Annotated in this window: 5 protein-coding genes and 1 tRNA gene; 2 read left to right on the top strand and 4 right to left on the bottom strand. The window is 45.0% G+C overall.

Features of this window, described 5'->3' with window-relative positions; translation table 11 throughout:
• Positions 1-5 precede the first annotated feature (5 nt).
• Positions 6-995, bottom strand: coding sequence for a YbgA family protein (locus METLIM_RS04675; RefSeq protein ID WP_004076781.1), 990 nt, complete (start codon positions 993-995; stop codon positions 6-8).
• A gap of 402 nt (positions 996-1,397) precedes the next feature.
• On the opposite strand from METLIM_RS04675, the gene METLIM_RS04670 reads away from it, so the two are divergent.
• On the top strand, positions 1,398-10,175 hold the full coding sequence (locus METLIM_RS04670; RefSeq protein WP_004076780.1) for a GH36-type glycosyl hydrolase domain-containing protein: 8,778 nt from the start codon (positions 1,398-1,400) through the stop codon (positions 10,173-10,175).
• 220 nt (positions 10,176-10,395) lie between these two features.
• A tRNA-Leu gene (locus METLIM_RS04665) sits at positions 10,396-10,478 on the top strand.
• A gap of 141 nt (positions 10,479-10,619) precedes the next feature.
• Here METLIM_RS04665 and METLIM_RS04660 read toward each other — a convergent pair.
• Genes METLIM_RS04660 through METLIM_RS04655 form a run of 3 tightly spaced genes read right to left on the bottom strand, consistent with a single transcriptional unit; the run spans position 10,620 to position 12,495 of the window.
• Positions 10,620-11,786 (bottom strand): XRE family transcriptional regulator, encoded by a 1,167-nt coding sequence (locus tag METLIM_RS04660; protein ID WP_004076779.1) that lies wholly within the window; start codon positions 11,784-11,786, stop codon positions 10,620-10,622.
• Positions 11,787-11,827: 41 nt separating this feature from the next.
• Positions 11,828-11,953: a hypothetical protein gene (locus METLIM_RS17520; protein ID WP_004076778.1), complete on the bottom strand. Its 126-nt coding sequence runs from the start codon at positions 11,951-11,953 to the stop codon at positions 11,828-11,830.
• The gene (locus METLIM_RS04655; RefSeq protein ID WP_004076777.1) at positions 11,950-12,495 is read right to left on the bottom strand and encodes a nucleotidyltransferase domain-containing protein; all 546 of its coding nucleotides are present in this window, start codon (positions 12,493-12,495) and stop codon (positions 11,950-11,952) included. The genes METLIM_RS17520 and METLIM_RS04655 overlap by 4 nt, the downstream gene beginning before the upstream one ends.
• Between the last annotated feature and the right edge of the window lie 590 nt (positions 12,496-13,085).

Below are 13,085 nucleotides of genomic sequence, written 5' to 3'. Positions count from 1 at the left end.
GTCGGTTAGTCTGTTGAAAAATCCTTTCCCCTCTGCATGCTTTCCGGTCTGTAGAAGGTTAAATCGTCAGGATAAGGCCTGAAGAATGTCTGATCCATTAAATCTGATTTTTCATCCGCTAATGCCCATCCAAAAAGTATTTTTTTAATCGCCACTGCGGGCAGGAGATTTTTTCGGTAGGATTCAAGACTTTCCAGGAAGTATTCTCTCTCATTTTTATTCAGCCTGTCAGATGTCTGCCCGAACGCATGCATGAAAGCGTTTATCTCAGATTTGTAAGTTACAGGCCGTTTTGTTGCCAAAAGGAGATTTCTCCTGTAAAAACTGAATAGTTCTTCATCCGGTCTGTTACCTTCTGCGGCTATATTCCCGAGAATTTTTAGGTATTTCTGGCTGTATGAGAGAAGAAGTGTCTTGTTTTTGTGGTGGTAATTTCTCAGCTCTTTTATACTACCTTCTGATTCAGTTTTTCTGAGTTCTGCGAGGAGGAATATTCTCGTGAGGAAATGTTCCCTTATTCTCTCATTTTTAAGCCGGCCTTCGTCTTCAACCGGGTAATCTGGAAATCTGTCGATTATTGCACCGCCAAAAAATCCTGCCCTCCTGTCTATTTTGTTTGATTTATCCGGTCCGGGGTAGACATTTACATTTGAGATGCCGGATGACGGTGATCTGTTTTTCATTATGAATCCGTCTGTTTTGTCTGTTTTTGATAGGAATGATTCAGAAAATTCATTCATCTGTTCAGTAATGTCTCTTCCGGTTGAGGGCTGAATGAGCCGGTCTTCATTATTTATCCTGACTATCCTTATTACTGCTCTTGGAATTCCAAGGCCGATCTCAACTTCGGGACAGACCGGAATGAAATTTACATATTTCTTTAGTGCCTCAACCTCATCACTTTTGATCATGCTGCCGTCATATCTGACGTGGCCAAAACCAAGGCAGCGGCTCACAACGATCTCCGGTTTTTCAAATTCTGTCTTCATAGTCATTTTTAATCCCCTTTTATTCTTATTCTGAATTTTATTTGCCGGTAATATTTACAATGAGAAGTTTATTTCCTTTAATTTATCTCACTGTTTCATCCACTGTCTGTGGGGCCCTGATCATGAGTGACTTTATTATCAGAACAGCAGAGTATTGGTATGATCTGTATTAATTATTCTTTCAGTATGCGGCCCTGCAAAATATAATATATCTGCTGCACATAAAAGAAGGATAATTAATCTGTGAAAATTGTCAGATGTTTTCCAGGGGATAACAGATTCTGTATTTTGAATATGCGGATAATTGTTCTGATAAATTCTGATTTGGTATATTTATGGCGAGATATATGCTTTTATCAGGGAATCCGGTCTTTGTATTGGCCGGGTGAATATTATTGAGGTGTTTATTTGTGGGATAAATTTGCATTCCTGGGGAAGAATAAAGAGATGTCTGTCAGTCATTCTGATGCAGCTCCATTTCGTGAGGAACTGTACAGCCGGGACCATATGGTCAGGCATGCAGAGAGGATTGCCGGTATGTACAGGACAGGTGCCGGAAATGGTTTTGACTCTCTTCTTCCAAGGCTTGCCGATAACGAGAAGGTTCTCCTAAAGACTTACAATCTGCTGAATGCTGCCAATGAGGCCGGCCGCCGGATTGCTCCTGCCGGTGAGTGGCTTCTGGATAACTTCTACCTTATTGAAGAACAGATAAGAACTGCCCGCTGTCATCTCTCTGAGGAGTACAGCCGGGAATTCCCACGTCTTGAAAACGGACCTTTTGAAGGCTTTCCCCGTATTTATCACGTAGCTATAGAATTAATTGCCCACAGCGACGGCAGGGTTGATAACCAGACTCTCTCTCTTTTTATTGAATCATATCAGAGTATCAGCATTCTGCAGATTGGAGAACTCTGGGCTGTACCAATTATGCTCAGGCTTTCCCTGATTGAGAATCTGCGCAGAATTGCCGAGAGAATTTCAGCAGACAGGCTTGATTGTGACGCTGCTGATCAGTGGGTAGACCGGATGACTGAGGTTGCAAGGGATGATCCAAAGGGTCTGATACCGTTTATTGCAGATATGGCCCGTGCAGATCTTCCAATGACCAGTGCTTTTGTTGCGGAGATGGCGAGGCAGCTTCAGGGGCAGTCAGGCTCATTTGCATTCCCGCTCACCTGGATTGAACAGAGGCTTTCTGAGAAGAATCTGACAGTTGAGCAGATGGTCAATGCAGAGACTCAGTCCCAGGCTGTTGATCAGGTCTCCTTTGGCAACAGTATTAACAGCCTCCGTCTTCTGGATATGACAGACTGGCGTGAGTTCGTAGAAAAGGTCAGTCATGTTGAGCATGTACTCCGGAGTGATCCTGAGGACAGCTATGCAGAGATGGACTTTGAGACCCGTGACAGGTACAGGCATGTGGTTGAGGAGATAGCAAAAAAGGGGGGACTTATTGAGGTTGATGTTGCAGCAAAGGCCGTGGAACTTGCCGGCGATAACCGGAAAAATCAGAACGATGGAAAGGTAAGGGCATACCATGTCGGTTATTATCTGACAGATGAAGGCAGGGAGGCGCTTGAAGAGGCTCTCTCCTTTGTTCCTCCTATTTATGATCGTTTCAGAAGAAGGGTCTATTCATGTTCTCTGCCGCTTTATTTCTCCGGAATTTTTGTCATAACTCTGATTGCAGCTCTTTTTGGTTATGGCTATCTTCCTCCTTACGCATGGTACATCACTCTGCCGGTCCTTTTAATCCTTATCTTCCCTGTAAGTCAGGGCGCAGTGGCGCTGATAAACTGGTTATTTACTCTTTTCCTCACACCCGTCTTACTTCCGAAGATGGACTATTCATCCGGGGTTCCTGATGACCAGAGGACTATTGTTGTAATTCCGACTCTTCTTTCAAAACCCGGGGATGTTACATCGCTCCTTGATTCACTTGAGGTCCGGTATCTTGCAAACCGGGATGATAATCTGTACTTTGCCCTGCTTACTGATCTCAAAAATGCATCGGTTCAGGAACTGCCCGAAGACAAAGAACTTGTCAGTCTTCTTGCTGCCGGTATTGAAGACCTGAACTCTAAATACCATGATGATAAACCTTCAACCTTCTTTCTCATGCACAGGTCCAGGACCTGGAATGAATCTGAAGGGGTCTGGATGGGTTATGAGAGGAAGAGAGGCATCCTCTCTGCGTTCAATAATCTGATCTCCGGCAGAGGGACTAAAGACTTCTCATCTATTATTGGTGATCAGGAGATCCTGGGCAGTGTAAGGTATGTCCTTACCCTTGATACTGACACAGAACTTCCACGTGGCAGTGCAAAAAAACTTATCGGTACTATGGCACACCCGCTCAACCGTCCGGTAATAGATCCGGTTAACATGGTTACCCGGCAGGGATATGGTATTCTGCAGCCACGTGTTGCTCTCTCTCTGACAGAAGCTGGCATTTCCCGCTTTGCTTCACTATTCGGCGGTGAACCGGGAATTGATCCATATACCCGTGCAGTATCTGATGTGTACCAGGATGCCTTTAAGGAAGGGTCATTCATTGGAAAGGGAATATACGACCTGGAAGTATTCTCAAGAATATTTGAAGGGTGTTTTCCTGAAAATCTGATATTAAGTCATGATCTCCTGGAAGGATGCTATGCAAGAACCGGTTTTGTCAGTGATGTTCAGGTCTTTGAAGATTATCCAAACAGCTATCTGGCAGATATCAAACGCAGGCACAGATGGATCAGGGGCGACTGGCAGATAATGCCATGGCTTTTTCCCTATGTCCTTGACACTTCATGCAAAGTCCGGAAAAATCCTCTCTCTCTTCTCTCCCGCTGGAAGATATTCGATAACCTGAGGAGGAGCCTCGTAGCTCCGGCAGCATTATTATTTCTTATAATGTCATGGTTCAGCTTTGGTGATCCACTCTTCTGGACTGTCTTTATTGTGTCACTGTACCTGATTCCTTCGGTGCTTATATCCTGCTGGAGAGTTGTAAATAAGCCTGAGGATCTAACCTGGATGCTCCATCTCCATGCTATCCCGTCCATCATTCGCGGTCAGATAATTCCGCCTCTGATCAATCTGATATTCCTCCCTTATGAGGCTTATATCTCATTTGATGCCATGTTCAGGTCATGTTTCCGGATGGCCGGTTCACACCGCCATCTGCTGGAGTGGACAACCCACCAGGAGGCTGCACAGGCGAAAGCTTCAGGACTTGGAGGAATGTACAGAATTATGTGGGGCGGGCCTTTTATCGGGATCGGGCTGCTTACTCTTCAGATACAGAAGTACCTGGTCTCTTCTGTAGCTATTGCCTCTTTTGCCTGTGCGTGGATCCTCTCCCCGATTATTGCATCCTGGCTCAGCCAGCCACAGAGGATCCGCATTCCGGATCTTACGCCTGATCAGAACTTCTTTTTAAGGTCTGTTGCGCGGAAAACCTGGCGTTTCTTTGAGACATTTGTCACTGCCGAAGATCACTATCTCCCCCCTGATAATTACCAGGAGCAGCCTGTTTCAGCTGTTGCACACCGCACTTCTCCGACAGATATAGGCCTATTACTGCTTTCAAATCTCACTGCGTATGACTTTGGATATATCTCACTCAGAGGTCTCATTGAGCGTACCGGAAATACCATGAATACTATGGAACAGCTAAGCAGATTCCGCGGTCATTTTTACAACTGGTATGACACTATCACATTAAAGCCGCTCCTTCCAAGGTATATCTCCACTGTTGACAGCGGAAACCTTGTCAGCCATCTGATTGTACTGCGGCAGGGTCTGTGTGAACTTCCGGATTGCAGGATTCTTTCGGATAGATTTGGAGACGGTTTGTCTGATACACTATCTCTTCTCTCTGATGCCCTTGATACTGCCGGAAAAGAGGATGACAGTGGATCTTTAACATATGTCCGGTCAAAGATTGCAGAACTGAGGGATGGCGCAGCCCGGAAGCCTGGTATGACTGGTGAAATCCTGAAGCATCTCTCCTCTCTTGACGGGATTGCTTCTGAAATTGAGGATGCTCTGGGTAAGCATCCGGATGATGATGTCAGGTGGTGGGCCGGTGCAGTTAAAAGACAGACAGAGTGCCACAGAAAGGATTTAAATTATTTTGTATCCTGGCAGTCCACCGGCATTCCTCCTGACTCTGTATGGTCTGAAACTCCTGAGTATCTGGTTCCGTATGTCTCCCTGGTCTGCACCACTCTTGAAGGACTGGATAATCAGGTTCCTGCTCTCAAAGATATCGCTGATATCAGGCATTCCCTTTATGACAATATAGGGCCACTTCGTAAATGGCTCAATAATCCATCAGATTCAGATTCAGATTCGTTCTTTGGTCCGGGGCGTATGTGGCTGATTCTGACTCTTGAAGAGATGGAGAAGTCATGTGGGAGGGCAGAAAAATTACTTATGTCGATATCACACCTTTCAGACCTCTGTAAGGAATTTTCTGAGATTGAGTATGAATTCCTCTATGACAGTACCAGCAGTCTTCTTGCAATTGGATATAATGCGACTGATCTCAGGCGGGATGCCAGTTTCTATGATCTGCTTGCATCCGAGGCACGAATCACCAGTTTTATCGGTATTGCTTACGGGAAACTTCCACAGGAACACTGGTTCGCCTTAGGCCGCCTGCTCACAAATGTCGATGGCGGAAAGCCGACTCTCATCTCGTGGAGTGGTTCGATGTTTGAATATCTGATGCCGCTTCTTGTGATGCCTACGTATGAAAATACTCTTCTTGACCAGACATATCATGCAGTTGTTTCCAGGCAGATTGACTATTCAGTAAAACGTGGTGTACCCTGGGGGATTTCGGAATCCGGTTATAATATTACAGATACAAGTCTGAATTACCAGTACAGGGCGTTTGGCATTCCAGGGCTTGGGTTTAAACGCGGTCTTGCAGATGATCTTGTTATTGCTCCTTATGCTGCTGTGATGGGGCTTATGGTAAATCCTTTTCTGGCATGCAGGAATCTTGAGAGGATGAAGTCCTTAGGGTACTGCGGCGACTATGGTTTTTATGAAGCTGTAGATTTCACCCGGTCCCGTACGCCTCCGGGTCAGAAGTATTCAGTAATTCAGTCATTTATGTCACATCATCAGGGTATGGCTCTGCTCTCTCTTGCATATGTGATACTAAACCGCCCTATGCAGAGGAGGTTTATGTCAGATCTAACTCTTCAGTCGGCTGTTATGCTGCTCCAGGAGAAGATGCCGCGTAATACTCCGTTCTATCCGCATACCGGCGAGGTTGAGGGGGTTCATAAGGCAACTGAGCTGTCGGAGTCTGTGATGCGCACATTTCATACTTCTAATACTCCAAGACCTGAAGTGCATCTCCTCTCAAACGGAAGATATCATGTTATGGTAAACAACAGCGGGTCAGGTTACAGCAGGTGGAATGACCTTGCTGTGACCAGATGGCGGGAGGATCCTACTGCTGACTGTAGCGGGATATTCTGCTATATCAGGGACCTCGCGAGCGGTGAGTTCTGGTCGAACGGGTATCAGCCGACAAGAAAGAAACCTGATTCTTTCCAGACAACTTTTCAGCAGGCGCAGGCGGAGTTCCTGCGTAAAGAGTGGGACTTTTATACCCGGACTGAGGTAATCGTCTCTCCTGAAGATGATGTAGAACTCCGGAGAATATGGGTGACAAACAGGTCGTGGAAAACCCGTATTCTGGAGTTTACCAGTTATGCTGAGGTGGTTTTGGCACCTCAGGCCTCAGATGAAAGTCACCCGGCCTTTACAAACCTCTTTGTCCGGACTGAGCTTGTACGGGAGAGAAATGCAATCCTTGCAACCAGAAGGCCACGTTCTGATGGTGAGCGTCCACCCTGGATGTTCCATCTGATGACTGTCAATGGGAAGCAGGTAAGAAAGATCTCTTTTGAAACGGATCGCTTTAAATTCATCGGGCGTGGCAATTCACTTGCACAGCCGGTTGCGATGATCGATTCTTCAACTCTTTCCGATACTTCCGGGCCGGTTCTTGATCCGATTGTGGCTATAAGGTGCACAATTTCCATTGAACCTCAGGAGACTGCCTGTGTCAATATATTTACCGGGGTCAGTGAGAGCCGTGAGGGTGCTGCTGCTCTGATTGAGAAATATTATGACCAGAATATCACTGACAGGGTTCTTGAAATGGCCTGGACGCATGCACAGGTTATGCTCAGGCAGCTGGATGCGACTGAGCGCGATGCCCAGGTATATGGTTCTCTTGCTTCGTCGGTCATTTATTCAAATCCTGTCAGAAGGGCTTCCGGTAAGATACTTGTGAAGAATGAACTGGGTCAGTCCGGTCTGTGGAGATATGGGATATCGGGAGATGTCCCTGTTGTGCTGGTGAGGATAAAAAACAGGAAAAGAATCACTCTTATCCGGGATATGGTACAGGCGCATTCGTACTGGCGTATGAAAGGGCTGACGGTCGATCTGGTTATCTGTAATGAAGAGAAGTCGGGATATCGCCAGGAGCTTCAGGACGAGATTATAAACAGTATTCCACAGGGTCCGGACTCACAGTTGTTAAATAAGAAAGGCGGGATTTTTATCCTTAATCTTGAACTGATGTCAGATGAGGATTTTACGCTTGTGCGGACTGTTGCCCGCGCGGTTATTTCAGACAGAGCAGGTTCACTTGCAGAGCAGATGGAGCGTGCCGGCTGGTGTGAGGTTGAGGTTCCCCATCTGCTTACGACCAGGTTATTCTCTCATGAATTGTCTCTCCCCGCTAATACGGGGGAGGGACTTCTTTATTTCAACGGTCTTGGAGGCTTTTCTCCGGATGGCAGGGAGTACGTAATCATTACGGATAAATGGGATGTTACTCCTGCGCCATGGGTAAATATACTTGCGAATGAGAACTTTGGAACTGTTATCTCTGAGAATGGCAGTGCCTATACCTGGTGTGAGAATTCCCATGAGTTCAGGCTGACTCCATGGATGAATGATCCCGTTCAGGACCTCTCCGGTGAGGCTCTGTATATCAGGGATGAGGAGACCGGTAAATTCTGGTCCCCCGGAGCATGGCCTGTGCGGGGTGTAAACAGCTATGTGACCAGGCACGGGTTCGGATATTCGGTCTTTGAGTATTCTGAGCAGGGAATTAGCTCAGAACTTACTGTATATGTCTCAATTGATTCGCCTGTGAAGTATTTCTCTCTTAAGCTCAGGAACAGGTCCGGGCGCAGAAGATATCTTTCTGTCACCGGATATGCGGAATGGGTTCTCGGTGAGCTTAGGTCTAAATCACTGCCTTATGTTGTAACTGAAATTGATCAGATCTCAGGAGCGGTTTTTGCCAGGAATCCATATAACTGTGAATTTCCGGGCCGGGTGGCATTTCTTGACTCAAATATAATTCAAAGGACTCTGACCGGCGACCGGCATGAGTTTATCGGGCGGAATGGTTCGGCTGACAGACCGGCAGCGATGGAAAGGGTCAGACTCTCAAATAAGGTGGGTGCCGGCCTTGATCCCTGTGCTGCAATCCAGGTTCACTGTGAACTGACTGACGGTGAAGAGCGTGAGATTATATTCACTCTTGGTGTGGGGCAGGACCGCGATGATGCAAGAGCTCTTCTCCTGAAGAACCGCGGGGTGGAGCCTGCACATGCGGCACTCAGGGCAGTGAAAGATTACTGGAGCCGGACACTTGGTGCAGTTCAGGTTAAAACTCCTGATATGTCTGCGGATCTGCTTGCCAACGGATGGCTGGTGTATCAGATTATTGCTTCGCGTTTATGGGCACGTTCCGGATTTTATCAGTCCGGCGGGGCTTTTGGATTCAGGGATCAGCTTCAGGATGTGATGGCGCTTATCCATACGAGGCCTGACCTTATGAGGAGGCAGCTGCTGCTCTGTGCGGGGCATCAGTTTGTTGAAGGTGATGTTTTGCACTGGTGGCACCCTCCGTTAGACCGGGGTGTCAGAACGCACTGTTCTGATGATTATCTCTGGCTTCCTTTTGCAGCATGCCGGTATGTGCTGAGCACCCGTGATTTTGCAGTTCTGGATGAGAAGATTGGGTTTATCAAAGGAAGGGAGCTGCCTCCCGGGGAGGAATCCTACTATGATCTCCCGGAGAAATCGGAAATTACCGGGAGCCTTTATGAACACTGTGTCCGGGCTATCCGGCGTGGCATGAGGCTTGGGGAGCACGGTCTTCCTCTTATGGGAACGGGGGACTGGAATGACGGGATGAATCTTGTCGGTGCCGAAGGTAAAGGGGAGAGTGTCTGGCTTGGATTTTTCATATTTGATCTCCTGATGAGATTTAGTGAGGTCGCAGGTATCAGGGGTGACTTCTCTTTTGCAGAGTTCTGCCGCGTGAATGCTGAGAAGCTCAGGGTGAATATTGAGGGAGAGGGGTGGGACGGGGAATGGTACCGCCGTGCCTATTTTGATTCAGGTGAGCCGCTTGGTTCTGCTGTAAATAAGGAGTGTATGATAGATTCTATTGCCCAGAGCTGGGCGGTTCTTTCCGGAGCTGCTTCAGAAGAGCGGGCAGTCACTGCTATGCAGGCAGTTAAGGATCATCTCATCCTGCGTGAGGACCGCCTTCTGCCGCTTTTAGTTCCGCCTTTTGATAAGACTCTGAAAAATCCCGGATATATTAAAGGCTATGTTCCGGGTGTAAGGGAGAATGGCGGGCAGTATTCCCATGCTGCCATCTGGGTTGTGGCGGCCTTTGCGGTTCTGAAGGATAATGAGCAGGCCTGGGATCTGCTGCCGTTTATAAATCCGATCCGGCATAGCGAAACGGCTGAAGATGTCAGGAAGTACCGTGTTGAGCCGTATGCACTTTCTTCTGATATCTATGCTGCCGCTCCCCATACAGGACGGGGCGGCTGGACGTGGTATTCAGGTTCGGCGGGATATATGTACACGCTTATCCTCGAGTCTCTGCTTGGTGTCAGGCTTTCCGGTGACTGCCTGACGTTTGACCCCTGTGTTCCGGAGGAATGGGATTCATATCAGGTTGATTACCGGTATCTGTCTACGGTTTATCATATTGTTGTTAAGAATTCCGGGAAGGGAACTGGTGTCAGGTCTGTTGTTGCTGACGGGGCTGAGCAGCCGGATATGGTCATTCATATGGTGGATGACCAGAAAGAGCATCAGGTTGTGGTGGAGCTTGGAGACTGAGGGATGGAAACTGCGGGATGGAAACCGTGGGTGTATTGGGGTGTCAATGCCGGTTTAGTGTTGCTCAAATGTGGGGGAGGATATCACATTACATCTCTATTTTAACAATTTTTAACAATTTTTACAGTTGCCTGATTTTGGCTTTGGTGAACGGTTTACAGCAGGTGTCATCTAATTCATTATGAAATTATATTAGCTAATAATGCGTATGTATAATGGCGCGAGAGTTTCCGAGTGGCCAAAGGAGCCGGACTCAAGATCCGATCTCGCAGGAGTTCGCAGGTTCAAATCCTGCCTCTCGCATCAGGTTTTATTTTTTACGAATTATTAATCTCCATTGTGTTTCTATTATGTTCTCATCAGGATATTTTTAGCAGCTTTCAAAAGAATAATAGAAATTTTTGGACTGGATGAATACATTTGCATCTATTAAGTACATATGTCTCACCCGATATTCCTCTCTTCAGCAAGCCTGCTGATTTTAGAAGGGTTTATATTTAGCAGTCTCCCTGCATCACGGAGCAGAAGACTTTGTTCAAAAGTACTGCGTATTACTGCATCAGTAAATTTTCTTCCGTTCCGGACAGGAATTGTCCTGTAATAATTCCCTCCTCTTTTAGTTTCTGTTTTCTTTTCCTGCCACAGCTGTTTCTGATTGTTGTAATATTTAGAATACTCAAATCTTTCAATCAGGCCAAGATCAAATGCCCGGCGGGCAATAACAACAGTACTGACGCGGAAATATTCTGCAAGACGGAATGCATTATCCTCAAGAGAATCCGTGACTTTCCATTTTTCACTAAACTTATTTTCCGGGACAAGAACTTCAGCGGCTACTGTATTACACAATTTTTCAGTATTCTGCTTTTTATTGTTGATTTGGTTTTCAAGCGATATGTCCGAAATTCCGCTTTGGCCAATCCACAGGTGGGCCAGTTCATGTATTAATGTAAATGTCTGGGCAGCCTTTGCATCATTCCCATTTATGAAGATAACCGGAGCAATATCGTCACATATTGCAAAACCACGGAATTCATATACTTCAAGCGGGCGGTGGGTATTGTTGCAAACGATACCACTTCGCATGACAACAATCCCTGCATCTTCTGCTTTTTCTGTTAAATAGTTCAGAAACTGGTCCTCTCTTTTTGGTGTTTTTATTTCGGAAATTTCTGGTCCCAGTGTTTTGGTTATGTCAGAAGCAATTTGTTTTGGATCACTGTTTGTATCATATTTTCCGATGTATGGGAGAGGTTCAGCTCCCCTTTCAAGAAGATAATCTCTGTACCAGTCCTTTTTACGCTGAACATCCATTATAAGGTCATAAATATCTGCACCGAATTCTGTGGAAATATCACTTCCTACAGTGCGCAGATCAGGGATCGGCAGTTTTTGTTCAGGAGGTTGAGGCAAAAATAAATATCCGAACGGAATATACAATTTTTTGGCGATTTGTTGTGCCTGCCTGAAAGTAGGTCTTTCTTTTCCTTCTTCCCAGAGCAGGATTTTTTCCGGCTTAACTTTGGCACTTTTCGCCAGACTCTCGTAATCCAGATGTGCACGCTCACGTGCCCATCGCAGAACAACCGGACTTATTATTGCAACTGCCAAAAATATTCCTCCTGATATAATTATTATCTGTCAGTGTCGTTTTAGATATAAATTGTTCCTGCAGAATTTAAAAACCTTTCAGACCTCTCCAGGGATGAATCTACTCTTTCCATGGCCTTTGGATCTGTTTTAATGCTGCCTGATTCCAGGCATTTTTTCCAGTTCATAAATCTGCTCCTGTTAATAGTATATGATTATTCAGGACACTTGTTGCAAAATCATGGTTTTTAGCCTTCATGGTTTCCCATTTGTAGTAAGGAATTATTGTTGCCTGTAATTCCCGGTTAAAATTATTTTCAATTTGTAATATAATATTTGAATTTAGTTCTTTATTTTCTGAAAGAATCAGTATGTCAATATCACTTTTATCATCAAATGTTCCGGATGCAAAACTCCCGTATAATGCAATTGAAATAACATTCTCAGCTATATATGTAATTCCTGATTCAAATAACAGGAGTAATGAATATGTTTTCCTCATCTCCTTAACAAGTGCATGTTCATATTTCAGCTGAGGCTGATGAATGTTTCCGATCTTTTTTATTTCAGCCAGTTCATCTTCAACCAGCAGGTCGGTATATCGTTTGACACTTCCCGGAGAAAGGTTCAGTTCCCTTGCAATTTCGTTAATTCCCATCTTATTTTCGGGATTTTTCAGTAAAAATGCTATTATTTTGTTCCCGGCAAATTTACTGAATTCTTCAATCATATGATCACATGGTTAATCAGTTATTTATTCACTGAACATACTTTCCGGCTATATGGTATTTTCATGTTATATGGGCATTCATTGTATTGAATGATTGTTTAATATATTGAATGATCATGCAATGTATTGATTGTTTCTCTCAGATTTGAAATTGTGGTTCTTTATCACATTCAATTGATATTATTAATGTTAATATCTGGTTTTGAGAGTTCATCCTTGTCACTGTCTAATGAGAAAGTTTGTAAGATTAAGGAAATCAGAACAGTAAACAGAGTTGTTCACCGTGTTCTTATGTAAGAGAATATAACAAAAACAGATCCCTCAAAGAGTCTTAATTATTATGAGATATGAGGCACTGATGATTTAGAATCTCCTATGAAACAGTGCACTCTGTCATTCATTATCTGTCAGCTGGCATACTTTCATTGTTCCGGATACTGTTCTTGTTTCATTAATTACTTCATATATTACTTCATATGCCGGATACTGATACAAAAAATCATAAATATTTGCTATAATTGTGTGCGATAATTATTAAATATTTTAAGGTGGAAGTTCATTTCATGTTCCCTGGTGGGGGTGGGAATGGG

Origin of the sequence: Methanoplanus limicola DSM 2279, assembly GCF_000243255.1 — an archaeon.
GTDB lineage: Archaea > Halobacteriota > Methanomicrobia > Methanomicrobiales > Methanomicrobiaceae > Methanoplanus > Methanoplanus limicola.
Note: the sequence above shows the minus strand (reverse complement) of the source record. Positions and strands in the feature narration are given on the sequence as shown.

Excerpts from the sequence above, each read along its gene's own strand:
- METLIM_RS17520 (WP_004076778.1), bottom strand. The coding sequence starts at position 11,953 with ATGAACTGGAAAAAATGCCTGGAATCAGGCAGCATTAAAACAGATCCA.
- METLIM_RS04655 (WP_004076777.1), bottom strand. The coding sequence starts at position 12,495 with ATGATTGAAGAATTCAGTAAATTTGCCGGGAACAAAATAATAGCATTT.
- METLIM_RS04675 (WP_004076781.1), bottom strand. The coding sequence starts at position 995 with ATGACTATGAAGACAGAATTTGAAAAACCGGAGATCGTTGTGAGCCGC.